The sequence below is a fragment of the Aeromicrobium sp. PE09-221 genome (genome assembly GCF_002174305.1).
Lineage (GTDB): Bacteria > Actinomycetota > Actinomycetes > Propionibacteriales > Nocardioidaceae > Aeromicrobium.
Window position 1 is genome coordinate 21,974 of sequence record NZ_MIJB01000031.1, and the last position, 24,566, is coordinate 46,539.

At 68.7% G+C, this 24,566-nt stretch carries 27 protein-coding genes; 16 read left to right on the forward strand and 11 right to left on the reverse strand.

Annotation, left to right across the window (positions count from 1 at the left end):
• Positions 1-28: 28 nt before the first annotated feature.
• Positions 29-745 carry a response regulator transcription factor gene (locus BHE97_RS16720; protein ID WP_087625204.1) on the reverse strand — a complete coding sequence of 239 codons (717 nt, stop codon included), beginning with the start codon at positions 743-745 and terminating at the stop codon, positions 29-31.
• 158 nt (positions 746-903) lie between these two features.
• Between BHE97_RS16720 and BHE97_RS16725 the strand changes: the two genes are divergently transcribed.
• The 4 genes from BHE97_RS16725 (at position 904) to BHE97_RS16740 (ending at position 3,157) form a co-directional block, all read left to right on the forward strand.
• Positions 904-1,341: a thioredoxin family protein gene (locus tag BHE97_RS16725; RefSeq protein WP_087625175.1), complete on the forward strand. Its 438-nt coding sequence runs from the start codon at positions 904-906 to the stop codon at positions 1,339-1,341.
• Positions 1,342-1,562: 221 nt separating this feature from the next.
• Positions 1,563-1,988 carry a DUF4395 domain-containing protein gene (locus BHE97_RS16730; RefSeq protein WP_087625176.1) on the forward strand — a complete coding sequence of 142 codons (426 nt, stop codon included), beginning with the start codon at positions 1,563-1,565 and terminating at the stop codon, positions 1,986-1,988.
• Positions 1,989-2,010: 22 nt separating this feature from the next.
• Positions 2,011-2,859, forward strand: coding sequence for a sulfurtransferase (locus BHE97_RS16735; RefSeq protein WP_087625177.1), 849 nt, complete (start codon positions 2,011-2,013; stop codon positions 2,857-2,859).
• A gap of 1 nt (position 2,860) precedes the next feature.
• Positions 2,861-3,157 carry a DUF1416 domain-containing protein gene (locus tag BHE97_RS16740; RefSeq protein ID WP_087625178.1) on the forward strand — a complete coding sequence of 99 codons (297 nt, stop codon included), beginning with the start codon at positions 2,861-2,863 and terminating at the stop codon, positions 3,155-3,157.
• A 176-nt stretch (positions 3,158-3,333) separates the two neighbouring features.
• Here the strand turns inward: BHE97_RS16740 and dtd are convergent, their stop codons facing one another.
• A complete protein-coding gene (gene dtd, locus BHE97_RS16745; protein ID WP_087625179.1) occupies positions 3,334-3,759 on the reverse strand; it encodes a D-aminoacyl-tRNA deacylase in 426 nt (141 codons plus the stop codon).
• 52 nt (positions 3,760-3,811) lie between these two features.
• Here dtd and BHE97_RS16750 point away from each other — a divergent pair, with 52 nt between their 5' ends.
• From BHE97_RS16750 to manA, 4 genes are all read left to right on the forward strand, one after another.
• Positions 3,812-4,306: an FABP family protein gene (locus BHE97_RS16750; protein WP_087625180.1), complete on the forward strand. Its 495-nt coding sequence runs from the start codon at positions 3,812-3,814 to the stop codon at positions 4,304-4,306.
• Complete coding sequence (locus BHE97_RS16755; RefSeq protein ID WP_236757757.1) at positions 4,299-5,240, forward strand: glycine cleavage T C-terminal barrel domain-containing protein; 942 nt, start codon at positions 4,299-4,301, stop codon at positions 5,238-5,240. The genes BHE97_RS16750 and BHE97_RS16755 overlap by 8 nt, the downstream gene beginning before the upstream one ends.
• Positions 5,240-6,970, forward strand: a complete 1,731-nt coding sequence (locus BHE97_RS16760) for a DEAD/DEAH box helicase (RefSeq protein ID WP_087625182.1) — start codon at positions 5,240-5,242, stop codon at positions 6,968-6,970. The genes BHE97_RS16755 and BHE97_RS16760 overlap by 1 nt, the downstream gene beginning before the upstream one ends.
• Before the next feature lie 86 nt (positions 6,971-7,056).
• Complete coding sequence (manA, locus tag BHE97_RS16765; protein WP_087625183.1) at positions 7,057-8,241, forward strand: mannose-6-phosphate isomerase, class I; 1,185 nt, start codon at positions 7,057-7,059, stop codon at positions 8,239-8,241.
• A 145-nt stretch (positions 8,242-8,386) separates the two neighbouring features.
• On the opposite strand, the gene BHE97_RS16770 is transcribed toward manA, so the two are convergent.
• Positions 8,387-9,430: a mannose-1-phosphate guanylyltransferase gene (locus BHE97_RS16770; protein ID WP_087625184.1), complete on the reverse strand. Its 1,044-nt coding sequence runs from the start codon at positions 9,428-9,430 to the stop codon at positions 8,387-8,389.
• 59 nt (positions 9,431-9,489) lie between these two features.
• Here BHE97_RS16770 and BHE97_RS16775 point away from each other — a divergent pair, with 59 nt between their 5' ends.
• Complete coding sequence (locus tag BHE97_RS16775; protein ID WP_087625185.1) at positions 9,490-10,419, forward strand: asparaginase; 930 nt, start codon at positions 9,490-9,492, stop codon at positions 10,417-10,419.
• Between the two features lie 33 nt (positions 10,420-10,452).
• On the opposite strand, the gene BHE97_RS16780 is transcribed toward BHE97_RS16775, so the two are convergent.
• A complete protein-coding gene (locus BHE97_RS16780; RefSeq protein WP_087625186.1) occupies positions 10,453-11,382 on the reverse strand; it encodes an HAD family hydrolase in 930 nt (309 codons plus the stop codon).
• On the reverse strand, positions 11,379-12,614 hold the full coding sequence (locus BHE97_RS16785; protein WP_170931472.1) for a helix-turn-helix domain-containing protein: 1,236 nt from the start codon (positions 12,612-12,614) through the stop codon (positions 11,379-11,381). The genes BHE97_RS16780 and BHE97_RS16785 overlap by 4 nt, the downstream gene beginning before the upstream one ends.
• Positions 12,615-13,024: 410 nt before the next feature.
• On the opposite strand from BHE97_RS16785, the gene BHE97_RS16790 reads away from it, so the two are divergent.
• Positions 13,025-13,555 carry a bifunctional adenosylcobinamide kinase/adenosylcobinamide-phosphate guanylyltransferase gene (locus BHE97_RS16790; RefSeq protein ID WP_087625205.1) on the forward strand — a complete coding sequence of 177 codons (531 nt, stop codon included), beginning with the start codon at positions 13,025-13,027 and terminating at the stop codon, positions 13,553-13,555.
• Between the two features lie 168 nt (positions 13,556-13,723).
• Here the strand turns inward: BHE97_RS16790 and BHE97_RS16795 are convergent, their stop codons facing one another.
• From BHE97_RS16795 to BHE97_RS16815, 5 genes are all read right to left on the reverse strand, one after another.
• Positions 13,724-14,485 carry an adenosylcobinamide-GDP ribazoletransferase gene (locus BHE97_RS16795; protein ID WP_087625188.1) on the reverse strand — a complete coding sequence of 254 codons (762 nt, stop codon included), beginning with the start codon at positions 14,483-14,485 and terminating at the stop codon, positions 13,724-13,726.
• Between the two features lie 16 nt (positions 14,486-14,501).
• Positions 14,502-15,341 (reverse strand): hypothetical protein, encoded by an 840-nt coding sequence (locus BHE97_RS16800; RefSeq protein ID WP_087625189.1) that lies wholly within the window; start codon positions 15,339-15,341, stop codon positions 14,502-14,504.
• 32 nt (positions 15,342-15,373) lie between these two features.
• Positions 15,374-15,634 (reverse strand): hypothetical protein, encoded by a 261-nt coding sequence (locus tag BHE97_RS16805; protein WP_087625190.1) that lies wholly within the window; start codon positions 15,632-15,634, stop codon positions 15,374-15,376.
• Positions 15,631-15,900 carry a hypothetical protein gene (locus tag BHE97_RS16810; RefSeq protein WP_087625191.1) on the reverse strand — a complete coding sequence of 90 codons (270 nt, stop codon included), beginning with the start codon at positions 15,898-15,900 and terminating at the stop codon, positions 15,631-15,633. Before BHE97_RS16810 ends, BHE97_RS16805 begins: the two co-directional genes overlap by 4 nt.
• A 144-nt stretch (positions 15,901-16,044) precedes the next feature.
• Positions 16,045-17,001 carry an NADPH:quinone oxidoreductase family protein gene (locus BHE97_RS16815; RefSeq protein ID WP_087625192.1) on the reverse strand — a complete coding sequence of 319 codons (957 nt, stop codon included), beginning with the start codon at positions 16,999-17,001 and terminating at the stop codon, positions 16,045-16,047.
• 85 nt (positions 17,002-17,086) lie between these two features.
• On the opposite strand from BHE97_RS16815, the gene BHE97_RS16820 reads away from it, so the two are divergent.
• Positions 17,087-17,704 carry a TetR/AcrR family transcriptional regulator gene (locus BHE97_RS16820; protein ID WP_236757758.1) on the forward strand — a complete coding sequence of 206 codons (618 nt, stop codon included), beginning with the start codon at positions 17,087-17,089 and terminating at the stop codon, positions 17,702-17,704.
• Positions 17,705-17,767: 63 nt separating this feature from the next.
• On the opposite strand, the gene BHE97_RS16825 is transcribed toward BHE97_RS16820, so the two are convergent.
• Positions 17,768-18,262: an inorganic diphosphatase gene (locus BHE97_RS16825; RefSeq protein ID WP_087625206.1), complete on the reverse strand. Its 495-nt coding sequence runs from the start codon at positions 18,260-18,262 to the stop codon at positions 17,768-17,770.
• Between the two features lie 94 nt (positions 18,263-18,356).
• Between BHE97_RS16825 and dacB the strand changes: the two genes are divergently transcribed.
• The 5 genes from dacB to ftsH all read left to right on the forward strand — a co-directional run bounded on the left by dacB (position 18,357) and on the right by ftsH (position 24,547).
• A complete protein-coding gene (gene dacB, locus BHE97_RS16830; RefSeq protein WP_087625194.1) occupies positions 18,357-19,730 on the forward strand; it encodes a D-alanyl-D-alanine carboxypeptidase/D-alanyl-D-alanine-endopeptidase in 1,374 nt (457 codons plus the stop codon).
• A gap of 225 nt (positions 19,731-19,955) precedes the next feature.
• Positions 19,956-20,993 (forward strand): zinc-dependent metalloprotease, encoded by a 1,038-nt coding sequence (locus tag BHE97_RS16835; RefSeq protein ID WP_087625195.1) that lies wholly within the window; start codon positions 19,956-19,958, stop codon positions 20,991-20,993.
• Positions 20,994-20,998: 5 nt separating this feature from the next.
• Complete coding sequence (gene tilS / locus BHE97_RS16840) at positions 20,999-21,958, forward strand: tRNA lysidine(34) synthetase TilS (RefSeq protein WP_087625196.1); 960 nt, start codon at positions 20,999-21,001, stop codon at positions 21,956-21,958.
• Between the two features lie 4 nt (positions 21,959-21,962).
• Entirely contained in the window at positions 21,963-22,517 is a 555-nt protein-coding gene (gene hpt / locus BHE97_RS16845; RefSeq protein ID WP_087625197.1) for a hypoxanthine phosphoribosyltransferase, read from the forward strand.
• Between the two features lie 23 nt (positions 22,518-22,540).
• Complete coding sequence (ftsH, locus tag BHE97_RS16850; protein WP_087625198.1) at positions 22,541-24,547, forward strand: ATP-dependent zinc metalloprotease FtsH; 2,007 nt, start codon at positions 22,541-22,543, stop codon at positions 24,545-24,547.
• The last annotated feature ends 19 nt before the right edge of the window (positions 24,548-24,566 follow it).

Sequence of the window (24,566 nt, forward strand, 5' to 3'; positions counted from 1 at the left end):
TGTGCGCCGCGCGTGGGCGTCGAACGCCTCAGACGGAGGTGTCGGCGGTGTCGCGCGAGGTCTCGCGCTTGGCGGCCACGAAGCGGTAGCCGACGTTGCGGACGGTGCCGATGAGGGTCTCGTGGTCGGCACCCAGCTTCGCACGAAGTCGCCGGACGTGGACGTCCACCGTGCGCGTGCCGCCGAAGTAGTCGTAACCCCACACTTCCTGGAGCAGCTGCTGCCGGGTGAAGACCCGGCCGGGGTGCTGGGCCAGGAACTTGAGCAGCTCGAATTCCTTGAAGGTGAGGTCGAGCGAGCGGTTCTCCAGCTTGGCGGTGTAGGTGACATCGTCGACCACGAGTCCGCCCGAGCTGATGACGTGCGCGTCGTCGTCGCCGGTGGTCTTGGCCTGCTGGAGACGACCGATGGCCAGCCGCAGGCGCGCCTCGAGCTCGGCGGGTCCAGCGGTGGTCAGGATGACATCGTCCATTCCCCAATCGGCGGCGGCCACGGCCAGTCCACCTTCGGTGAGGATGAGGAGGAGGGGGCAGTCGATGCCCGTGGTGCGGAGCACGCGGGTCAGGGAGCGGACTTGAGCGAGATCGAGGCGGCCGTCGACGAGCACGGCATCGGCCTGGGGGGCGTCGATGAGGGCGCTCGCCTCGGCGGGCAGAATCTTCACGTGGTGCGGCAACAGGGCCAGCGCGGGCAGCACCTCCACCGATGACTGGGTGCTCCTGGTGAGCAGAATCAGGTGGGACATGGCGTGGAATCCTCCCAGTACACGTTGAGGCCATGGCGAATTCACCGTGGCCTCATTGCTGCGTCGATCGTACTTCATGATTCATCGATGTTTCTAGGTGTGACGGGTGGAATGAGAACTGAATCACATCTGTTTCGGTCGCGTTCTAGTCTCATGACATGACCGGATGGTGGGTGCTCGCGGCCGCTCTCGTCGCGACCTTCCTCGTGGCCTTCGCGGCCCGCGCGGTCAACGGCCGGTTCCGTTCGACGGGGAGTGACGGCGTGCCTGCGACCGAGGATGCCGAGGGCCGATTCGATCTCGGAGCCCTCGGGCGGCGCCCTGGGGAGACGGCCACGCTGGTGCAGTTCTCGAGCGCCTTCTGTCAGCCGTGCCGGGCCACGCGGGCGGTGCTCGCCCAGGTCGCGGAGCTCGTGCCGGGCGTGGAAGTGGTCGAGGTCGATGCCGAGGCGCACCTGGAACTGGTGAGGGAGTGGGGCGTGCTGCGGACGCCGACTGTCTTCGTGCTCGACTCCTCCGGTCGGTTGGTCCGGCGTGCCTCCGGCGCTCCCAGCCGCGATCAGGTGCTGGCCGCCGTGGCGGAAGCGATCGAATGATCTCAATATATGGATAGTTGTCTTGCATTTCGAGACGCACGATGGGGTCGGCCGCTTTCGCCCCTAAGCTGAGGGACATGTTCATCACGGCACTCCTTACGCGACGCCGGGCGGTCGATAACTGCCACGTGCGCTCCGCGCTGTGTCGTCTTCGCTGACCCCTCCCACCGTCAGCCGGCCGCTCCCGCGGCCCTCCTTGGAGAAGACCCTTGTCTCGACCCGTGCAAGTGGACCCGCGTGGCCCCCGCGTCGCCGCTGCGCTCACCGCGGCCGTCCTCGCCGTCGCCCTCGTGGTCCCGTCGCCCGCACGAGAGATCGTGCTGGCCGTCCAGGCCGTCGTCTTCGCCCTGGGAGCGTTCGTGGGAGTGGGGGCGACGCCCTATGCCCAGCTCTTCGCCCGCGTGGTGCGCCCGCGCCTCGCGGCACCGACCGAGTGGGAGGACGCGCGCCCGCCGCAGTTCGCCCAGCTCGTCGGCCTCATCTTCGTGGTCGTCGCCATCGCCGGTTTCCTGACCGGCATCACGGTGCTCGGCTTCGTCGCCACCGCCGCGGCCCTCGTCGCGGCACTGTTGAACGCAGCCATCGGCCTGTGCCTGGGTTGCGAGTTGTACCTGATCACCCGCCGACTGGCCACCTCCCTGGCCTGAGTCACCACCGAAAGGAATGAGTATGAGCCGCGAGAACGCGCTCGTCACGGCCGACTGGGTCGAGGAGCATCTCAACGATCCGAATGTCGTCCTCATCGAGGTCGACGAGGATGCCGAGGCCTACGACAAGGGTCATATCCCCGGCGCCATCAAGCTGGACTGGAAGAAGGACCTCCAGGACGGCGTGCGTCACGACTTCATCAGCAAGGACCGCCTCGAGAAGCTGCTGAGCGAGAAGGGTGTCGGCAATGACGACACGATCGTCTTCTACGGCGGCAACAACAACTGGTTCGCGGCCTATGCCTACTGGTATCTCGCGTACTACGGGCACGAGAACCTGCGGCTGCTCGACGGCGGACGCAAGAAGTGGGAGCTCGACTCCCGCGAGCTGACCACCGAGGTCCCCTCGCGCGAGGCGACGACCTACACGGCGAAGGAGCCGAACGAGGAGATCCGCGCCTACCGCGACGAGGTCGTCGAAGCCATCGGCACCAAGAACCTCATCGACGTTCGTAGCCCCGACGAGTTCGCCGGTCGCCTCCTAGCCCCTGCGCACCTGCCGCAGGAGGCCGCGCAGATCGCCGGTCACATCCCCACCGCCGGGAACGTGCCGTGGAGCAAGGCCGCCAATGAGGACGGCACCTTCAAGAGCGACGAGGAGCTCCGCGAGCTCTACAGCGACGCCGGACTCGATGAGGACAAGGACACCATCGCCTACTGCCGCATCGGCGAGCGCAGTTCGCACACGTGGTTCGTGCTGCGGGAGATCCTCGGCTACCCGAATGTCAAGAACTACGACGGCTCGTGGAGCGAGTACGGTTCGCTGCGCGGCGTGCCGGTCGCCCTCGGTGACGAGCCCGGGGAGGCCTGACATGTGCGGAGCGATCAAGGGCGGCCCGAGCCTCGAGGGCGTCGATGTCGCCAATCAGGCTGTGATCCAGGGCATCGTCACCCGCGGTGACGAGCCGGTCGGCAATGCCTACGTGCGACTGCTGGATGCGGGCGGCGAGTTCACCGCCGAGGTCCCGACCTCGGCCACCGGACAGTTCCGGTTCTTCGCGGCCCCGGGCTCGTGGACGCTGCGCACTCTGGCGCCGCGCGCCGATGTCGTGGAGCGTCAGGTCGTCGCCCAGAAGGGATCGGTCGCCGAGGTGGCCGTCACCGTCTGACCCGATCCATCGAACGAAGGGGACTCACCGACCCGGTGGGTCCCCTTCGTCGTCCCGCTGGGTGGCGGCGGTAGGCCATCAACCCCTCGTCGCAGCTGGCGGTACCTGGTCAACGTATTCGCGGCTGGATGGGGTTGGTGGCGTACTGCCACCGGCGCGTGGGTGAGGTGTCCGATTCAGGCCTCGAGGAGCAAGGTCACCGGGCCGTCATTGACGAGCTCGACCGCCATGTCCGCCCCGAACATCCCGCGGCCCACCGTCGCGCCCAGTGCCTCGAGGGCCACGCAGAACTCTTCGTACAGGGGCTCGGCCACCGGCCCCGGCGCCGCCGCGCCCCAGGACGGCCGCCGCCCCTTGCGGGTATCGGCGTACAGCGTGAACTGACTGACCACCAGCACCGGTGCCCCGATGTCCGAGGCCGACTTCTCCTCGGCCAGGATCCGCAGTTTCCAGAGCTTCGCGGCGAGAGTCGCCCCGCGCTCCGATGTGTCGTCGTGGGTGATGCCGAGCAGCACCAGGAGCCCCGGTGCGTCGAGGCGTGAGATCACCTCTCCGCCCACCGTGACCGATGCCCGTGTGACCCGCTGCACGACCGCCCGCATGCGCGCCAGCGTACGTGTCGGACCTCAGGCGATCGGCGATAGGATGGCCCTTATGGCCTTCGAGATTCCGCCCGACCTCCATCAGGACGTCATGCCCCTCGCCTGGCTCCTCGGGCACTGGCACGGCAATGGCCGCGGGGACTACCCCACCATCGAGGAGTTCGGCTTCGAGCAGGACATCGCGTTCACGCACGACACCCGCCCGTTCCTGCATTACTTCAGCCAGACCTGGATCACCGACGAGGACGGCGATCGCGTGCGACCCGGTGCCCTCGAGACCGGATTCATCCGGGCTGTGGGGGAGGGCAAGGTCGAGATGGTCCTCGCGCACCCCACCGGCTACGCCGAGATCTGGTACGGCGAGATCGACGGCCCCCGTCTCACGCTCAGCACCGATGTCATCGCCCGGACCGAGACCGCCAAGGAGTACACCGCGGGCCAGCGGATGTACGGCCTGGTGGAGGGCAACCTCATGTATGCCTATGACATGGCCGCCGAGGGTCAGCCCCTGCAGTCCCACCTCTGGGGGAAGCTCGCCCGTGTCTGAACACCGCAGCCCCCTGCTCGACCTCCCCGGCGCGGTGGAGGCCGACGCGCCCGATTCCGGCGTTGCCGCGCACTATGGATCGATCGTCCCCGAGCAGCGCCGCCTGATCGTCGGCGAGGGCTTCGTCGACCTGTCGAACCGTGAGGTCTTCACCGTGAGCGGGCCCGACCGGTTGACCTGGCTCCATTCGCTCACCACCCAGCACCTGGAATCGCTGCCCGCGCACACGTGGACCGATGTCCTCCTGCTCACGCCGCAGGGGCGCATCGAGTTCGCCTTCACCGGCCGCGACGACGGTGAGGACGTCTTCCGCGCCTACACGGAACCGGGTGCCGCTGACGATCTGATCGCCTTCCTCGATCGCATGCGCTTCATGTCGCGCGTCGAGGTGGCGCGCGACGCCGACCATGTCCTCATCGCGACGGGGGCTGAGCTGATGCCCCGCTTCATCGCCCGCGAGGAGTTGGCCGGTCTCCCCGCCGAGCTCGGCCGGCCGGCCGGCACCTGGGCCTATGAGGCCATCCGCATCGAGCAGGGGCTGCCGCGGCTCGGTCTGGACACCGACGACCGCACCATCCCCAATGAGGTCGGCCTGCTCGGCCGCGCCGTCCACCTGGACAAGGGCTGCTACCGCGGGCAGGAGACGGTGGCCCGCGTCTACAACCTGGGGCGTCCGCCGCGCCGCCTCGTCCGGCTGCTGCTCGACGGCTCCGTCGACCACCTTCCCGCGCACGGCACCGACATCCTCGACGGCGACAAGGTCGTCGGACAGATCGGTTCGAGTGCACGCCATCACGAGCTGGGGCCCATCGCCCTGGCCGTCGTCAAACGCAATGTCGACCCCGCCGCCACGCTCGTGGCCGACGGCGTCGCCGCATCACAGGAGATCATCGTGGACCCCGATGCAGGACTACACGTGCGAGCGGCCCGGTAATGGCCGATTTCGCCGAACTCGGCTTGGACGACGCGATCGTCGACGTCGTCACGGGACTGGGCTATGAGACGCCCACCCCCATTCAAGAGAAGGCCATCCCAGCGCTGCTGACCGGCCGGGATGTCGTCGGCCTGGCGCAGACCGGCACCGGCAAGACCGCGGCCTTCGCGCTGCCCATCCTGCAGCGCCTCGACCCCTCGGCGAAGCAGACGCAGGCGCTAGTGCTCGCGCCGACCCGCGAGTTGGCGCTCCAGGTCTGCGAGGCCTTCGCTACCTACGCCGCCGCCACCCCGGGTCTCCGGGTGCTGCCGGTGTACGGCGGGCAGAGCTATCAGTTCCAGATCTCCGGACTCAAGCGCGGTGCACATGTCGTGGTCGGCACTCCCGGCCGCGTCATCGACCACCTGGAACGTGGCACCCTCGACCTCTCGCATCTGGACGTCCTGGTGCTCGACGAGGCCGACGAGATGCTCAACATGGGCTTCGCCGAGGATGTCGAACGGATCCTCGCCGACACGCCCGAGTACAAGCAGGTCGCGCTGTTCTCGGCGACGATGCCGACGGCGATCCGCCGATTGGCCAAGCAGTACCTGCACGACCCGATGGACATCGCCACACCCCAGGCGCGTCAGTCGACCAGTTCGGTGCGCCAGCGCTGGATCGCGACCTCGCAGCACTACAAGCTCGATGTGCTGACGCGACTCCTCGAGGTCGAGTCGGGTGACGCGATGATCATCTTCGTCCGCACCAAGCAGGCGACCGAGGAATTGGCCGAGAAGCTGCGCAGCCGCGGCTATCAGGCGGCGGCTCTCAACGGCGATCTCGCGCAGGCCCAGCGCGAGCGCACCGTCGGGGCGCTCAAATCCGGTGTGCTCGACATCGTCGTGGCGACGGATGTCGCGGCCCGCGGGCTGGACGTCGAGCGCATCAGCCATGTCGTCAACTACGACATCCCGCACGACACCGAGGCCTATGTCCACCGCATCGGTCGCACCGGCCGGGCGGGGCGCACAGGTGACGCGATCGTCTTCGTGACCCCGCGCGAACGGCGGATGCTCGGAGCGATCGAGAAGGTCTCGGGACAGCCGGTGGTCGAGATGTCGATCCCGACCGCCGATGAGGTCAACGCGCGCCGGGTGGACAAGTTCGCCAAGGAGATCACCTCCAGCATGGGCTCGCCGCAGTTCCATGCCTTCCGTGGCCTCGTCGAGCAGTTCGCGGTCGAGAACGGCGTGGAGATGATCGACATCGCCGCCGCGCTCGCGGTGATGGGCCACGATGGCGACGAGTTCTTCGTCTCCGGTGAGGTGCCCGGCCCCCACAAGCGCGGGCCCCGCGACCAGCGGGAGCCGCGCGAGGCCCGGGAGCCGAGGGCTCCGAAGGACGGACGATCCGTCTACCGGATCGCGGTGGGCAAGAGGCACAAGGTCACCCCGGCGATGGTCGTCGGCGCCATGGCGAACGAGGGTGGTCTGAGGCGCTCGGACTTCGGCAAGATCACGATCGGCATGGACCACACGCTCGTGGAGCTGCCCCCGGATCTGCCCGGTGAGGTGTTCGATGCGCTGAGCGACACTCGGATCTCCGGACGGCGCATCGACTTGCGCCGCGACGAGGGCCGTCCCGGCGGCTACCGGAGCGACAAAGGCGGACCGCGCAAGGGTGCTGCGTACAAGGGCGGCAAGGGTCGAGGAGGCAAGCCGCCGCATCGCAAGGGCCCCCGCACGTAGTCCGCGATCGGTCCGCACCGCCGCGCAACGATGTCACTCGAGCAGGACGACGGTTGCGATCGGGCGCCACGCCCTAGACTGGACGGGTGTTCGTCCTCGACAACGCCGTACGGCATTACGACTGGGGTAGCTTCGACGAGATCCCGCGATTCGTCGGTGCCGGACGCCCCGATGAGCCGGTCGCCGAGGTCTGGATGGGCACCCACCCCATGGACCCGTCATCGGTCACACTGCCCGATGGATCCAGGCGCCGCCTCGACGAGGTGGTAGGGGAGCTTCCCTTCCTGCTGAAGCTCCTCTCGGCGCGTCGCCCCCTGTCGCTGCAGGTGCACCCGGACCGGGAGCGGGCGCGGCGGGGATTCGAGCGGGAGAACGCGCTCGGCATCGCCCTCGACGCTCCTGAGCGCACCTATAAGGACCCGAATCACAAACCGGAGATGGTCTACGCGCTGTCGACCTTCGACACGGTGGTCGGCTTCCGGCCCACCGCGGAGATCCTGCGGGTGCTCGCTCCGATCGAGGCACCCCTGGCGCAATGGATGCACGATGGGCTGCGGGCGAATCCGGGATTCGCCGGCATCGTACGTCTCGTGGAATCGCTGCTCGCCGAGTCGATCGATCCTCAGCAGATCGATCAGGTCGTGCAATGCTGCCGCGATCTGCTCGACCAGGGGCTCGACATCAAGCGGGCCTATGCGACCGCTCTGTTGATCCGTCAGGACTTCCCCAACGACCCGGGGGTCGTCATCTCCTTGCTGTTGAACCGCCTCACACTGCAGCCGGGCGAGGCCGCCTTCCTCGACACGGGGGTCGTGCACGCCCATCTGCGCGGAATGTGTCTCGAGGTCATGGCGACCTCGGACAATGTCCTTCGGGCGGGCCTCACGAGCAAGCATCTGGACACCCGGGGGCTGGTGGACTGCCTCGATGCCGGCATGTCGCGGCTGGCGCGGGTCACGCCCGATACCCTCGGCTTCACGACCGAGGTCTACGATCCCGGTGTCGGGGACTTCGCCCTCGCGGTGACGCAGTGCTCTCGTGGTGAGCCGGAAGGCGTGCGGCTCATCGATGCGCCCCAGCGCATCGTGGTGTGCACCGGCGGTGAGGTCGAGTTGGTGAACTCCTTCGATGAGCGGCTCAAGCTGACCCGCGGCGATGCCGTGTACGCCGGAGCCGTGGACGGGGAGCTCACCGTCCACGGGACGGGTGAGATCGCCGAGGCCTATGCTCCGCAGGATCGCGCGGCCAGCCGCCTCGTCGATCTCATCTGACCGGGGCGGTGACCTACGCACCCCTCGCCTCGGTGGGGCGGTGAGCTAGGCACGTCTGGTCTCGGTGGGTGGTGGGTTACGCACCTCTCGACGTCCTCGAGAGGTGCGTAATCCACCACCCAGGGGAGTCAGCCGGTCGGGTGGGTCAGAGCAGGTCGGTGCGACCGCGCTCTCGCCATCGCCCCGGGACTGCCTTGACGTCTTGGGCCGCGGCCCGCGTGGTGACGAGGACGGCGTCGGGGGTGACCGCGACGATGACGTCGTCGAGGCCCACGACCGACACCGTCTGCTCCGTCGTGCTGGCGACGAAGCCGGCGGCATCGACCCAGACCGCATCGGCAGACGGAGACTTCGCGGCCAGCGCGGCGAAATCTCCGAGATCGGTCCAGTCGAAGGCGCCCGGCACGACCGCCACTCCGCCGTCGAGCGACACGGGCTCGGCGATGGCGTGGTCGATCGCTATCGAGGTCAGTCGCGGCCAGTGCTCCGCGAGGGCGGCCTCCCGTCCGGGGGTGTCCCATGCCTCGGCGATCGCCAGCAGTCCGGCGTGCATCGTGGGCTGCAGTCGGGCGAGGTGCTCCAGCAGTACAGACGCCCGGACCACGAACATGCCGGCATTCCAGGAGTAGGTGCCGGCGGCGAGGTATCCGCGCGCCGTCTCGAGATCGGGCTTCTCCACGAACCGGTTCACGCTCCTCGCGGTCGCGAAAGCATCGAGTCGGTCGCCACCGTCGATATAGCCGAAGGCGGTCGACGGGGTCAGCGGGGTGAGACCGATCGTCACGACCTTGCCGGTCTCGGCGACTCTCACCGCCTCGCGTACCGCGGCGGTGAACCCCGCGATGTCGTCGATCACGTGATCGGCCGCGAACGATCCGATGATCGCGTCGGGGTCACGTCGCGCGATGATCGCGGCGGCCAGGCCGATCGCGGGCATCGAGTCGCGGGGGCTGGGCTCGGCCAGCACCTCGACATCGGGGAGCTGCTCGGCGACGGCGGACTCGTGCGCTCGCCCGGTGACGACGTGCACGCCCGCCGCCAGACCGTCCAGGCGGTCCGCCGTCTGCTGCAGCAGCGAACGGCCCGTGCCGGTGAGGTCCAGGAGGAACTTCGGGTGACCGGCGCGGGAGAGCGGCCAGAGCCGGGTTCCGGCGCCCCCCGCGGGGATGATCGCGTGCAGTTCGTCCATGCCGGGAGACTACCGGTGGCCGACAGAACGGCTGAGCCGCAGGACACTAGGGTGGCGGCATGGACGTCATCGCGGAGGTCGAACGGTCTGGATTGGTGGAGAGCCGGCACCGGGGTGTAGCCGTGCGGGTCGACGCTGAAGGCGCCGTCATCTGGGCACTCGGCGACCCCGACACCATCACCTACCCCAGATCGGCCAACAAGCCCTTCCAGGCTGTCGCGATGCTGCGTGCCGGGCTGCCGCTGGTGGGCGAGCAGCTCGCGATCGCCAGCGCGAGCCACTCCGCGGAGCCGTTCCATCTCCAGACGGTACGTGCCATGCTCGCCGATGCGGGGCTGACCGAGGAAGCATTGCAGACGCCCCCGTCCTATCCCGTCGATCCGAAGGAGCACGCCGCGATCCTGCGCGCGGGCGAGGGGCGGCTGCCCATCCGGCACGACTGCTCGGGCAAGCACGCGGCCATGCTCCGGACCTGCGTGGAGCGCGGCTGGGACCCGGGGAGCTATCTCGAGCCGGACCATCCGCTGCAGGTCGCGATCACGGAGACCTTCACCGAGCTCATCGGGGCCCGGCCGGCCCGGATCGGCATCGATGGTTGCGGAGCGCCGCAGCACGCCACCAGCATGCGCCATCTCGCGATGGGGATCGCGCGGATCGCCGCCGCGCCCGAGGACTCCGAGGAGGGTCGGCTGCGGCGGGCGATGCTCGACCATCCGACCTTCGTGAGCGGCACCCGTCGCCCGGAGCTGCGGTTCATGACCGAGCTGCCGGGGGTCATCGCCAAGTCCGGTGCCGAGGCCCTGTTCGTGGTCGGGCTGCCGGACTCCACGGCGATCGCCGTGAAGATCGAGGACGGAGCCGACCGGCCGCTGTATGCCGTCGCCGGGCGAGCGGTGCAGCTCGCCGGCTGGGAGGCCGAGGTCCTGACGGAGCGTCCGCGCGTCCTCGGCGGCGGTGAGACGGTGGGCGCCCTACACGTCGCCTTCTGACGGCCCTTCGGCGATGGGCGGGGAGTGGTCCCGTCAACCGCCACGGATGACGGCTAACGAGGGCGCGGTCGCCACGACGAGTCCGGCGGTGATACTGCCGATCAGAGCGAGCCTCCTGCCGCGTCGGATCCGTGCCGGAAGGTCACGCGCGAGGGCGTAGGCCTCGGCGACGAGGCGGAGATCGGCGGGGCCGTCGGGAAGAGGCAGGACGGCGGCATGGACCCCCGCGGCGTTGAGCTCCGCCGAGACCTCCTCCGGCGAGCTCTGTGCCCGGACATCGTCGATACCCACATGGGCCGCGACATGCTCGGCCTTCTCGCGTGTGGTCCGGGTGGCGAGGGTGCAGCCGATGCCGAGTTCACGGAGCCGCTGCACCCCCGGCGCCGCGGAGTCGGCGATCTCGTCGACGAGCCGGATCAGCCCGAGCGGACGGTCGTCGACCTCGACTGCCACGGTCGTCGATATCGGATCGGTCGCGGTGTCGATGCCGATCCATCGGGGCGCGCCGACCCGCACCGGATGCTTGTCGACGATGCCGCTGATGCCCACGGCGGAGTCCTCGAAGACATCGGTCACCCGTCCGCGGGTCGAGAGTCGCGCGATCGCCCGGCCGACCCGGTGGGTGGCATGGTGCTCCAATGCCCCGGCGAACCAGCGGAGGTCCCGCTCGTGTCCGGCGCGCAGCGATTGCACTTCGTCGACCCGCATGCCGGTCACGAGGTAACCGTCTCGATCCATCACCAGCCGCTCGATCCAGGGATCGGGGGGGAGATCGAGTCCTCGCTTGGCTGCGGCACGGCTGAGTGATCGCCGGGCACCGCGCGCCCCGAGGTCGAAGGCAGCCGGAGCGGTGACGACGAGGGTGCCGACCGCGGCGATCAGAGCCCACAGCGGTCCGTCCTGGATCCACCAGACAGCGAGAACGACGGCGCCCACCCCGACCCAGAGCACACGTCCGATCACGGGGTCTCCTCGGCGTGGAACCGTTCGAAGTCGCGCTGGTCCCCGGCCTTCCAGAGAGGGACGCTCGCCTTGAGCAGCATGGTGATCTGCACGATGAACTCCGGTTCGTGGAGGTCATCGCCGAAGATCTCGTTGATGCGCTTCCATCGGTAGCGGATGGTCTGCGGATGCACGCCCAGTCGTGCGGCGATCGCCGGAGCGCTGTCGCGGGTCTCGAGCCAGGCGAGCAGCGTCTCGGAAAGAATCTCGCGGGAGTTGGGGGTCTCGGCCAGGAGGGGCCGCAGCAGCTCCTGGACCATGCCGCGCCGCAGCGCGGGCTCGGCGCCGAGCCAGAGTTGGGTGCGGTGCTGGGCGCAGTCGATCACGGGATGGTCCGCGATGACACCGGCCGTGTGGAGCTGGATCGCCCGGGTGCTCCAGCGGTGGGCATCGGGTACGTCGTGGCGTTCCACGGGCCAGCTGAAGGCGATGACGATGCCGGGTGCCGCGATCTCGTCGAGTCGTCGGCGGAGCTCGTCGGCATCGTGCTCGGCGCAGACCAGGTCGACGGCACGCGCGCTGGAGCGTTGCAGCACATCCCCGGGCAGTTCGGGGAGTGTGAGTGGTTGTTCGAGGGAGATCGCCCGGATCGCCCACACGATGAAGCGTTCGGGTACCGGCCAGCGGGCCTGCGCGGCGAGTCCGCCGATATCGGGCAGGCCCGGGTCGATCAGCATGTCGAGGAGACGGACGCGATTGCGGTCCTGATCGCGTTCGAGCACATCGTGGGCCGCCTGCCAGCCGATCACCGCCTGCTCGGAGAGATGGTCGATATAGGCGAGTAGAGCATCGCCGAGCACGCCGAGGGCCTCGGCGCTCAACTGATTCTCGACGGCGAAGCTGCGCAGGTAGTCCCAGGCACGCTCACGGGCGATGCGATGCGATGCCCGCATCGCGGTGAGGTCGTGTCCGTCGAGGGCCTCGCCGTATCCCATCTTGCGGAAGAGATCGTCGACGCGGTCGCCCGCGCCACCGTTGCCTTCAGCCAGATCGAGGAAGTGGCTGACCGCTCCGTTGACCGCCACCATGATGAGCCGGTGGCGTCGTCCCTGCGAGGGACCCGCGAAGGCCGGCACCCCCGCTTGGATCTCACTCGTGATCCGCGTGACGAGCTCGGGTATTCGAGGGCGGAAGAGGGGAACGAAGGTGCGAGCGAGTCCGCGGAGATTGCCGTCCTCGCGGAGCGCGGTCATGAGGACGCGCCATCGGCTCGACGACGTGATGCGGCGCTCATGATCTCCCTTGCTCAACGTGCCGGGCCTCACATTCTCGCCGGACCACCAGCCGACGCGCAAGCAGCTGCTGAAGATCGCGGAGTGGCCAGTAGGGAGTGGGAGGGAGTAACTGGCCACTCCGCGATTCACGGGCCGAGTCATGAGGGAGGAGTGACCCGACATCGTCCAGTGCAGCACGTGTCGCCGATCTGAGCCACCGGCTCGGAGGAAAAAGTGGAAAACTCGGATGATCATCCGAAAAGTCGGCGGTCCGATCGCGATCTTTGTACGAGAGTGAGGGTTCATCCCCGCTCGGACCGCGGGCATCGGCTGTCCATGATGTACTGCTGATGGCGCTCGTGAGCGCTGCACGGGTGGAGGAGGTCACCGTGAAGTCACTGGTCACCGGGGGTGTGCGCTCGGGCAAGTCCTTCCACGCGGAGTCGCTCGTCGTGGCCGAACCCCATGTCACGTATATCGCGCCCGGGCGTGAGGCCGATCCTGCTGCCGACCCGTCCCATGCGGCGCGGGTCGTCGAGCATCAGGCGCGTCGTCCGTCGAGCTGGGTGACGGTGGAGTCCCATGGTCTGGCCGATGCCGTCTGCGCCGCCGAGGGAGCCGTCATCGTCGACTGCGTCGGCGACTGGGTGCAATGGCTCATCGGTGAGCTGGACGGCTGGGATGCCACTCGCGAGGAGTGGGAGCCGCGCTTCATGCAGCAGGTCGAGACGGTGGCCGAGGCGGTCGCGGCCCGCCGCGACACCGTGGTGCTGGTGACGCAGGAGGTCGGCATGGGCGCGGTGACCGATGACTGGAGGGCCCGGTTGTTCCGCGATCTCCTCGGATTCGCCAATCAGCGCCTGGCGATGGAATGCGACGAGGTCCTCCTCGTGGTCGCCGGCCGAGTGCTGAGGCTGTGAGCGGCGTGGCCTGGATACACGGTCCGCGGTGCGGTATCGACGGGGATGCGCATCTGTGGTCGCTATAGCGACCGCGAAAGCACATCGTGCGTGGGTCCGAGGGCCGAGGTGAGCTATCCCGCAATTGAGCACTGAAGTGCGGAAGAGCTCACCGCCCACGACGGGGGATCAGGTGGCCGAGAGCAGCATGACGGCGAGCGAGACCTCCACCGTCGCGCCGAAGACGTCGCCGACGACACCGCCGAGCCGTCGGACGGCGCGACGCAGCAGCCAGCCGGTCGCGAGGAGCGCTGCTGCGGCGATGATGAGCCCGCGCCACCACGGCAGGTCGAGGACCCAGGCGCCGAGACACAGGGCGATGGTGAGCACGGTCCAGATGATCGCCGTGACCACCGGATGGATCGTCTCGGTATAGGTCACGCCGAGGCCGTCCTTGCGCGCCCCCCGCACCCCACGGGTGCAACCGATGGTTGCGACGGCGCGGGAGGTGCAGATCAGCGCGGCGGCGATCGCCGGGCCCCAGCTCTCGTCGAGCAGCGCCGTGAGCGCGCCGATCTGGATGCCGAGCACCAGTACGAGAGCGGCGGCTCCGGCGGGACCGGCATTGCCGACCTTGATCACCTCGAGGGCTCGCACGGGGTCGTACGACGAGGTCAGTCCGTCCGCGGTGTCGGACAGTCCGTCCAGGTGGAAGGCTCGGCTGCCGAGGGCGAGCACGGCCACGGCGGTCGCCGAGATGGCGATCGGCGCGAGGCCGAGTTCTCGACCTGACCACAGTACGAGGGCCGCGACGGCGGCGATCGGCACGACCGCAAGCGGTGCCAGGGCCACCGCGGCCCCGCTGAGACGCGGAGTGACCTCGCGGGGCGGTGTCACCGGGATGGCAGTGAAGGTACCGATCGACAGTCGCCAGGCGTTCAAGAGATCCACCTCGGTATTGTCCCCGTCAGCCGGTGGGTGGTCGCACGCCCGTGGGGCTCAGCTCGGGGACGAGTGGGCTGACACGCTTCGCCAGCTCGCTGATCGCCGCTGTGACCGTCAGCGCGCGGGCCGTGGCCTGATGGTCGAGTCCATTGGCGCAGACCCGGTCGGTCGCCCTTTCGAGCTGGATCCGCGCGGCGCGGCCGGAATCGGTGAGCGCGCCCTCGGGGGTGAGCCAGCCGCGTTGGCGGAGGTTCTCGGCACCCTCGCTCCACGCGTCATCGTCCCACCCTCGGGCGGCCTGCTGTGTGGGCGGCACGAGGCCGGCGGCCTGGGTCAGCCGGTTCGCCGCGGCGCCTCCCAGACCCGCCGCGGTGAGGACGGCGACATGGCAGTCGCCGCGATACTCCCGCCACACGGTCGCGGCGTGCCAGAGCCTGTCGAGCGGGTCTTCGGGCACCGGGAGCGCGGCGTGGGCGGCCGCGAGGGGTTTACCGGCCCAGTCGGCGCCATCGAGCATCGCGGTGAGCTGCCGCGCCACGGGCTCGATCGTGTCATCGGCGCCGAGTAGCGGGGCGAGGGCGTCGTGGGCGATCGACCGGCGGGTGCGCAGGATCTCGGCCGGGACGGAGCGCGACCACGCGTCCGGCAGGGCGCGACGGATGCGGGCCGGTGAGAAACCGTGGAACAACGCGGTGACGAGCTCGGGGGACGGGGTGCCGAGGGCCGCCGACCTGGACGCGGTGTACCCCATCCAGAATCCGGCGAGGCCGATCTCGGCATAGCGCTCGGTGGCGCCCTCGGCGAAGTAGACCGGAGCGTGCAAGGTCTCGACTGACTGCCAGAACTCCGGGACCACCGCCATGCGGCTCAGTCTTGCATGACTCGGCTCCCGGATCAGGCCCAGTGCGGGTAACGCCGTGGCGCCGGGTGGGTCTCCTCCGCGGCGGAAACATCGTCATCCCGAGGGGCCGACGATGACTCCTGTGCGAGGAGGAGCGAGAGGTCGGCCGCGGCGCTCTGCCACTGGCCGAGCGCCGACTGATACGCCTCGGTGGCGGTGTTGCTCCACTGCACGCGGAGTTCGCGGAGTTCGTGTTCCAACTCGATCAACCGCTGGTTGATGGCATCGCGGTGGGGGGAATCGGACGAGGTCATCCGGCGCGCCGAGGCCGGGGATCGTCCTGGAGGAAGGGCTGCGCCAGCGCCGAATGGTCCAGTGCGGCCTCGAGCCGCTCGAGAGCCGTCAGGATACGCCGGGTGTCGGCATCATAGCGGTAGTGCTCGCGGGTGGACTGCTCGTCGTCCCCGAAGAGCGATGCGCGAAGGGCGCTGCTGTGCGCAGCGATCTCCCGGCGGGCGGCGGCCACACGCGCGGCGCCGAGCTGCATGGACAGGGCCGGGTCACTGACTTTGATGGACATGGGACCCCCTTGCCTCGTGCACCGGATCACCGCGACCAGCACGCGATGATGGGTCCAGCCTAGACGGCTGGACCCATCATGACTAGTACTAATGGCCTATTCGCGGTTTTTTCCGGACACCCGACTCCGGTGTGGCCGGGTGGCTCAGACGGTGAGGACGACCTTGCCGGTGGCCTGTCGCTGGTCGAGTGCGTTGAGCGCCTGGGCGGCTTCCGCGAGGGGCCAGCTATGGCCAATAATCGGAGCGAGTGCTCCGCTTTCGATGTGCGGCAGCATGGCCTTCCACTCCTTCTGCAGGTGGCCGGGACGGCTCAGTGCGTAGGCACCCCAGCCGACCCCGACGACCGACACGTTGTTGAGGAGTAGCCGGTTGACCTTGACGGTCGGGATCTCCCCGCCGGTGAATCCGATGACCAGGAGGCGACCGTCCTCGGCCAGGCACCGCAGCGAGTCGGTGAAGCGGTCGCCGCCGACGGGGTCCACGATGATGTCGATGCGTCCGCCCGTCAGGGCGGCGTCCTTGAAGCCCTCCGCGAGGACGTACTCGTCGGCACCTGCCTCGAGGGCGATCCGGCCCTTCTCGTCGGTCGAGGTGACGGCCACGACGCGTCCGGCTCCGAAGGCCTTGGCGACCTGGATCGCGGCCGTGCCGACACCGCCGGCGGCACCGTGCACGAGTACGGACTCACCGGCCTGTAGTCCTCCGCGTTCGACCAGGGCGAAATAGGCAGTGCCGTAGTTGAACATGAAGGACGCGCCGGCCTCGTAGCTCATCGTGTCGGGGAGCGCGAAGGTGTACTGGGGCTCGGCCGTCACCTGCTCGGCGAAGCCGCCGAGGAAGGGGAGCGCGGCGACCCGGTCGCCGGGACGCAGGCCGGAGTCCGCCGGGGCGCTGATGACATCGCCGGCCACCTCGCTGCCGGGGATGAAGGGCAGCTCGGGCTTGATCTGGTATTGGCCGCGAGTCTGCAGGAGCTCGGGGAAGGCCACGCCAGCGGCCCGGACGGCGATGACGACCGCTGCGTCATCGCTGGGGGCCTCGATATCGTTGAGTTCGATCGCGTCGGGTCCGCCCAGTGAAGTGATCTGAATCGCACGCATAGGCAGAGCCTAGTGGTGAACCTGAACCTCGCGTCAACTTGGATTTTCAGATACTATCGGTATCTGAGTGGCAGGAGGCCCGAAGGTGACAGGGACCAGGGTGACACGCGCCGAACGACAGGCGCAGACGCGGGGGCGATTGATCGAGGTGGCGCAGGAGATGTTCCTCCGCGACGGCTATGCGGCGACCTCCCTCGACAAGGTCGCCTTGGAGGCAGGGTTCTCCAAGGGAGCGGTGTACTCGAACTTCGCTGGCAAGGAAGAGCTCTGCCTCGCCGTGCTCGATGTGATCCACGCCGAGAAGGTCCGTGGCGTCCGCGAGGCCTTCACCCGGGAGGCCGACCTGGAGGCGCAGCTCAAGGCCTTCGCCGACTGGGCCCACGATGGACTCGGGGAGCCTCGGTGGACGGCCCTCGAGGTCGAGTTCGGTGCGGTGGCCCGCCACAACGAGTGGGTGGCCGCCGAGCTGGTCACCCGGCATCGCGAGATTCGCGAAGCGATCGGCCAGCTCATCGAGTACGTGGTCGAGGAGGCCGGGCTCACCTCCCGGCTCCCCATCCCCACCGCGGCAGCCGCACTGCTGAGCCTCGGCGTCGGCCTCGGGGCGTTGCGGTCCCTGGACGCGCATATCGATGTCGGCGTGTTCACCGATGTCATGCGAGCGCTCATCCCACCGGCCGGCGACGACGCGCCGGCCGACTAGGACGACCCTGCCCACCCACGCGGTGGGCGGTGAGTCATCCGGTACCCGCGCGGAGGGCGGTGCTCAGTAGCCGCCGTTGTCCCGGAAGCGCTGGAAGCTGGCTTCGATCTCGACCTCGGCCTCGGCGCGGCCCACCCAGTGGGAGCCCTCCTCGACGGACTTGCCCGGCTCGAGCGCCTTATAGGACTCGAAGAAGTGCTGGATCTCGCTGAGGTCGAATTGGGCGACATCGCCGATGTCCTGCAGGTGCTCCTGGCGGGGATCCGTGGAGGGGACGCACAGGATCTTGTCGTCGCCGCCGGCCTCGTCGGTCATCGTGAACATGCCGATGGCGCGGCACTCGATGACGCAGCCCGGGAAAGTCGGGAACGGCAGGATCACGAGTGCATCGAGCGGGTCGCCGTCCTGGCCGAGGGAATCGTCGATGAAACCGTAGTCAGCGGGATACTGCATGGACGTGAAGAGCGTCCGATCCAGGCGAAGGCGATGCGTCTTGTGGTCGAGCTCGTACTTGTTGCGCTCCCCTTTGGGAATTTCCACGGTGACATCGAAAAACACAGTACCTCCGGTGATGTAGGCGACGTCCACGGCGCGGAGACGAGATCGTCGCCTCGCGTGATCGGTCGAGTGCTGACTCTATATTCTCTCCCACATGGCGGTACGCGGCTGGGGCAGGGTGCTCAGCAGATTCCTCGTGCTCGGGGTCGTGCTGGCGGTGCTCGCGGGCATCGGCATCCTGTATCTGCGCGGTGACCTGAACCGCTTCATCTGCGACGGTGCCTGTCCGGCGCGTTATGCGACGGCCCCCGAAGGCGTGCAGTCGTTGGCCGGCTCGCGGATCATGCCCGACGAGCCCACTGACGAGCCGATCGCCTCCAATGCCCTCAAACAGGCCGTCGCGGGTCCGCTGTCTGCCGGCTCCCTCGGACCGCATGTCGGCTTCGCGGCCGTCGATGCCCGCGACGGCACCCCGCTCGCCGGCGGTGATGAGGCCGCATTCGTCCCTGCCTCGACCACCAAGGTGCTCACGGCCTACGGCGCGTTGAAAACGCTCGGCCCGGACGACCGCTTCTCCACGCGCGTCGTCCGCGATGGCACCACCCTCACATTGATCGGCGGCGGCGATCCCTACCTGAGCCGGGACCGCCCGGCGGAGTCGGACCCGGTCCGGCCCGCGAGCCTGGAGACGCTCGCCGACCGTGTCGTGCGCGAGGTCGGTGCCGGCGAGTTCGCGTTGCAGTACGACGCCTCGCTGTTCAGTGGCCCGGCGATCAGCCCGGACTGGGAGGAGGGCTATGTGCCCGGGGTAGTCGCCCCGATCGTCTCCCTCTGGGCCGATCAGGGCCGGCGCGACGGCATCCGCTCGCTGGATCCCGCCCTCGCGGCCGCCAACGACTTCGCGACACTCCTGCGCGATCGCGGGGTCACCGTCTCGACGGTCGCTCCGGGTGAAGCGAGGGCGAACGCCTCGGACGTGGCCCTGGTGCGCAGCGCCCCCGTGGCGACGATCGCCGCGGAGTTCCTGGCCACGAGCGATAACGAGGCGACCGAGGTCATGTTGCGCCATATCGCCGTGGCGCGCGGTGAGGAATCGAGTTTCGCGGGCGGTGTCAGTGTGCTGAGGTCGGTGCTCGAGGAGTCCGCGATCTCGACGGACGGGCTCGAGCTCTACGACGGCAGCGGCCTCTCCCGCGGGAACCGGATCAGTCCCACCACGCTGGTGCAGACGCTCGTCGCCGCCGGACGGGACCGGGCGACGACCGCCACCCTCAGCGGCCTGCCCGTCGGGGGTTTCGACGGTACGGTCCGCAACCGATTCGCCCAGAGCCGCGATGCCCTGGGATGGGTCCGGGCCAAGACCGGCACCCTCACGGGCGTGCACAGCCTCGCCGGCATCGCGACCATCGACGGAGGCCGCCCCATCGCCTTCGCCGTCATGGCCGACGACACCGAGGCGCTGAACCCGCTCGAGACCCAGGCCGCGCTCGACGCGGTCGCCGGCGCCGTGGCCGGCTGCGCGTGCTGAGCGTCCAACAGGGACCGCGGTCTGATCGTTCGCCGATCACCAGCTGACTCCGCGATGGGCGGTGCGTCGTCGACTATCAGCATCGGTTGATTACTCACCGCTTGGCGCGATGTCGACGATTCAGGACTCATCGGGATGATGGGGTGGTTGATGAGTCACCGCCCAGGAGTCTCAGGCAGGTCCGTTTTCGCGTTCTATCGCGAAGGGGCCGATACCGTAGGCGCCATGATCGACTGGAAGCTCGCGCAGAGCACCGCGAACCGCTTCATCAAGCCCGGCCCGGAGCTGGAGGCGGCCGAGGTCGCCGAGGTGGTCGATGAACTGCGCGCCGCGGCGCGACGCGCGGTCGCTCCCGTCGAGAGCTACACCGGCCTGGTGGCCGATGCCGCCTCGCCCGTGCTCGTGGTCGATCGTCCCCGGTGGGTCGAGGCGAATCTGTCCACCTTCTCGCGGATCATGGAGCCGGTCGTCACCTCGCTCACCGCCGAACGCGAGCCGTCGCCGGCCGCTCGTGCCGTCAGCGCCAAAGCATCGGGGGTCGAGCTCGGGGCGCTGATGGCCTTCCTGTCTAGCAAGGTGCTCGGGCAGTTCGATCCCTTCCATGTCGACGGCGGCATCGGCGGCCGGTTGCTGCTGGTCGCGCCCAATATCGTCCACGTCGAACGTGAGCTCGGCGCCGATCCCAGCGACTTCCGGCAGTGGGTGTGCCTGCACGAGGAGACCCATCGTGCCCAGTTCACCGGCGTGCCGTGGATGCGGGAGCACCTGCAGGGTCTGCTCGATGACTTCGTCGACGCCACCGATACGTCCGAGGGTGCCGTGAGCGCGCTGGTGACCGAGGTGCTCCCCGAGTTGATGCGGATCATCCGCGGCGAGTCCGATAAGTCCCTCTCCGACCTTTTCCAGAACGAGCGTCAGGGGCGGATCGTCGACCAGATGACCGGTCTCATGTCGTTGCTGGAGGGACACGCCGATGTGGTCATGGACGCTGCGGGACCGGATCTGATCGGCTCGGTGGCCTCCATCCGCCGCAAGTTCGACAAGCGCCGTTCGCAGGGCACCGGGCTCGCCAAGATCCTGCGGCGCCTGCTCGGCCTGGAGGCGAAGATGCGCCAGTACCGGGACGGCGCGGTGTTCGTCCGCGAGGTCAGCGAGCGAGTCGGTGTGGACGGATTCGCGGCCGTCTGGTCCGAGCCGGCGCATCTGCCCACCAGGGCCGAGATCGACGATCCCGCGCGCTGGATCGCCCGCGTCCACGGCTGACGACCATGCCGGGACGTCTGGATCCGGTCGTCGCACGGGCTCGCTCGCTCGTGCGCGCGGCACTGGAGGACGACCCCCGTGCCGTCGTCATCGCTCTCTCGGGGGGTGCCGACTCACTCGCCCTGACGGCAGTGACCGCCTTCGTCGCGCAACGGATGGCACGCCCACTGCGGGCAGTGGTCGTCGATCACGGGTTGCAGGAGGTCTCGGCCGACGCCGCCCGCCGCGCGGCGGATACGGCGCGTTCCCTGGGCGTCGCTGCCGAGGTGGTCGAGATCCACGTGGACCCGGCCGACTCGCGCGGTCTGGAGGCTGCCGCGCGGGACGCGCGGTATGCAGCCCTCGATCGGGTCGCGGTCGCCGATGACGCCCAGATCCTGCTGGCCCACACCCTCGACGATCAGGCCGAGACCGTCCTGTTGGGGCTCGGGAGGGGCTCGGGAGCTCGCTCGCTCGCCGGCATGGCCGGACGGAGGGGCAGACTGGTGCGCCCTCTGCTGACGCTCCGCCGTGCGGACACCGAGCGGATCTGCCGCGTGCACGGGCTCGACTGGTGGAGCGATCCGTACAATGCCGATCCCCGGCTGCGACGGACACGCGTCCGCCACGAACTGCTCCCGCTGATGGAGGAGGTGCTCGGCGGGGGAGCGGCACAGGCCCTCGCCCGCACAGCCGACCTGCTGCGCGCGGATGCCGATGCCCTCGACACCGCCGCCGAGACGGCGATGACCGACGAGATCGATGCGCTGGCCGTACTCGCTCCCGCCATCCGTTCACGGGTGCTGCGGCGCGCGGCCATCGCCGCCGGAGCGCGTCCGGGCGAGCTCACCGCCGCGCACGTCGACGGGCTCGAGTCGCTCGTCACCCGGTGGCACGGCCAGCGGCGGGTGGAGCTGCCGGGCGGGGTGAGCGCGGTGCGGGCGGGGAACCGGCTCCGGTTCATTCCCACGCCTGTGGCAGGCTGAGCCCGTGGACGTCGAACACGTAGAGAGCGACATCGACCGGACCAAGCCCCTCTACACCGAGGACGAGATCCAGGCCCGCCTCGCCGAGATGGCGCGCCAGATCGAGGCCGACTATGAGGGTGAGGACCTGCTGCTCGTCGGCGTCCTCAAGGGTGCCGTCATGGTCATGGCCGACCTGTCCCGGGCCTTGAACCGGCACGTCGAGATCGACTGGATGGCCGTCTCGTCGTATGCGGGCACCCGTTCCTCGGGGGTGGTGCGCATCCTCAAGGACCTCGACACCTCCCTGGAAGGCCGGCACGTCCTGATCGTCGAGGACATCATCGACACGGGGCTGACGCTCTCGTGGCTGGTCGCGAATCTGCGATCGCGTGGCCCGGCCTCGGTCGAGGTGGCCACGCTGTTGCGCAAGCCGGAGGCACTCGAGATCCCCGTCGACGTCAAGTACGTGGGCTTCGACATCCCCAATGCCTTCGTCATCGGCTATGGGCTGGACTTCAACGAGCAGTACCGGAACTTGCGCAGTATCGGCACACTGGCTGAGCACGTCTACTCCTGAGTGAACGGACACCCCCGCGCCACATGAACGTCAAACGTCTCTTCAAGGGCCCCTGGCTCTGGATCATCCTCATCACCGTCGTGGTGCTGGTGGTGATCAACTTCTCCTCGGGCGCGGACGGGTACAAAGAGGTCAAGACGGCCACCATGGTCAAGCATTTCGACGACCAGGACATCCAGGAGGTGACCTTCGTCGAGGGAGACCAGGAGATCCGCGCGACCCTCAAGGGTGAGGACGAGGAGCAGATCAAGTCCACCTGGCTCGGCGACCAGCAGAGCAGCGACCTCGTCACCCTGGCTCAGCAGCAGGTCGACGACGGTGACATGGACTCCTACAATGTCGAGGTCCCGCGCAGCAATCCGCTGCTCTCGCTGCTCGGCACGATGTTGCCGCTGTTGCTGTTCCTGCTGCTCTTCTTCTGGATCATGATGTCGATGCAGGGTGGCGGCGGCCGGGTCATGCAGTTCGGCAAGTCCAAGGCGAAGGTCATGAGCAAGGACACGCCGAAGACCACCTTCTCCGATGTCGCGGGGGCCGACGAGGCCATCGAGGAGCTCGGGGAGATCAAGGAGTTCCTCGCCGAGCCGGCCAAGTTCCAGGCCGTCGGCGCCAAGATCCCCAAGGGCGTGCTGCTCTACGGTCCTCCGGGAACCGGCAAGACGCTGCTCGCCCGCGCCGTGGCCGGTGAGGCCGGAGTGCCGTTCTACTCCATCTCGGGCTCGGACTTCGTCGAGATGTTCGTCGGTGTCGGCGCCTCGCGTGTCCGCGATCTCTTCGAGCAGGCCAAGGAGAACGCTCCGGCGATCGTCTTCATCGACGAGATCGACGCGGTCGGACGCCACCGCGGGACCGGTATGGGCGGCGGCCACGACGAGCGGGAGCAGACGCTCAATCAGCTGTTGGTCGAGATGGACGGCTTCGATGTCCGTGGCGGGGTCATCCTCATCGCAGCCACCAACCGGCCCGATGTGCTCGACCCGGCGCTGCTGCGCCCGGGCCGCTTCGATCGGCAGATCGGCGTGGAGGCCCCGGATCTGGACGGACGCACGCACATCCTCAAGGTCCACGCGCGGGGCAAGCCGATGGGACCGGACGTTGATCTCGCGGCGGTGGCGCGTCGGACGCCTGGCTTCTCCGGTGCCGATCTGGCCAATGTGCTCAATGAGGCGGCACTGCTGACAGCGCGCAACAACCAGAGCGTCATCGACAATGCCGCCCTCGACGAGGCGATCGACCGGGTGATCTCCGGACCGCAGAAGCGCACCCGCCTGATGAACGAGCACGAGCGTCTCGTCACCGCCTATCACGAGGGCGGGCACGCGCTCGTGGCCGCTGCACTGCCCCAGAGCGATCCGGTGCACAAGATCACGATCCTGCCGCGCGGACGCGCCCTCGGCTACACGATGGTGCTGCCCGATGAGGACAAGTACTCTCAGACCCGCGCCGAGCTGCTCGACAAGCTCGCCTATATGCTCGGTGGCCGCGCCGCGGAGGAGCTGGTCTTCCACAACCCGACGACCGGTGCGGGCAACGACATCGAAAAGGCCACCGGTCTGGCCCGGGCGATGGTCACGCAGTACGGCATGAGTTCGCGCGTGGGCGCGATCAAGTACGGCGAGGACAACTCGCAGCCCTTCCTCGGCCGCGATCTCGGGAGCACGCGCAACTACTCCGAGCACGTCGCGGCGACCATCGACGATGAGATCTCCGCGCTGATCGAGCACGCCCATCAGGAGGCCTTCGACATCCTCGCGGAGAACCGCGATGTCCTCGACGCGCTCGTCGAGGAGCTGATGGAGAAGGAGACCCTCGACAAGGCTCAGGTCGCGCGGATCTTCGAACCGCTGCGCCGTCGGGACATCCGACCGCCGTGGACGGGCTCGGACACGCGAGTCCCCGACCAGCGGCCTCCGGTCGTCATCCCGGCGAGCACCGGTGAGAAGCCCGCCGATGAGCGCGACTCCGGTCAGGTCATCGCCCCCGATTCGGGCCCCGATGCGCCCTCGCCCGAGGAGCGCTCGGAGTCATGAGCGAGCGAGTCATTGATGG

Coding starts and splice junctions, on each gene's coding strand:
- BHE97_RS16720 (WP_087625204.1), bottom strand. CDS start 745: ATGTCCCACCTGATTCTGCTCACCAGGAGCACCCAGTCATCGGTGGAG.
- BHE97_RS16725 (WP_087625175.1), top strand. CDS start 904: ATGACCGGATGGTGGGTGCTCGCGGCCGCTCTCGTCGCGACCTTCCTC.
- BHE97_RS16735 (WP_087625177.1), top strand. CDS start 2,011: ATGAGCCGCGAGAACGCGCTCGTCACGGCCGACTGGGTCGAGGAGCAT.
- BHE97_RS16740 (WP_087625178.1), top strand. CDS start 2,861: ATGTGCGGAGCGATCAAGGGCGGCCCGAGCCTCGAGGGCGTCGATGTC.
- dtd (WP_087625179.1), bottom strand. CDS start 3,759: ATGCGGGCGGTCGTGCAGCGGGTCACACGGGCATCGGTCACGGTGGGC.
- BHE97_RS16750 (WP_087625180.1), top strand. CDS start 3,812: ATGGCCTTCGAGATTCCGCCCGACCTCCATCAGGACGTCATGCCCCTC.
- BHE97_RS16760 (WP_087625182.1), top strand. CDS start 5,240: ATGGCCGATTTCGCCGAACTCGGCTTGGACGACGCGATCGTCGACGTC.
- BHE97_RS16770 (WP_087625184.1), bottom strand. CDS start 9,430: ATGGACGAACTGCACGCGATCATCCCCGCGGGGGGCGCCGGAACCCGG.
- BHE97_RS16775 (WP_087625185.1), top strand. CDS start 9,490: ATGGACGTCATCGCGGAGGTCGAACGGTCTGGATTGGTGGAGAGCCGG.
- BHE97_RS16785 (WP_170931472.1), bottom strand. CDS start 12,614: ATGACCGCGCTCCGCGAGGACGGCAATCTCCGCGGACTCGCTCGCACC.
- BHE97_RS16800 (WP_087625189.1), bottom strand. CDS start 15,341: ATGGCGGTGGTCCCGGAGTTCTGGCAGTCAGTCGAGACCTTGCACGCT.
- BHE97_RS16805 (WP_087625190.1), bottom strand. CDS start 15,634: ATGACCTCGTCCGATTCCCCCCACCGCGATGCCATCAACCAGCGGTTG.
- BHE97_RS16810 (WP_087625191.1), bottom strand. CDS start 15,900: ATGTCCATCAAAGTCAGTGACCCGGCCCTGTCCATGCAGCTCGGCGCC.
- BHE97_RS16815 (WP_087625192.1), bottom strand. CDS start 17,001: ATGCGTGCGATTCAGATCACTTCACTGGGCGGACCCGACGCGATCGAA.
- dacB (WP_087625194.1), top strand. CDS start 18,357: ATGGCGGTACGCGGCTGGGGCAGGGTGCTCAGCAGATTCCTCGTGCTC.
- BHE97_RS16835 (WP_087625195.1), top strand. CDS start 19,956: ATGATCGACTGGAAGCTCGCGCAGAGCACCGCGAACCGCTTCATCAAG.
- tilS (WP_087625196.1), top strand. CDS start 20,999: ATGCCGGGACGTCTGGATCCGGTCGTCGCACGGGCTCGCTCGCTCGTG.
- ftsH (WP_087625198.1), top strand. CDS start 22,541: ATGAACGTCAAACGTCTCTTCAAGGGCCCCTGGCTCTGGATCATCCTC.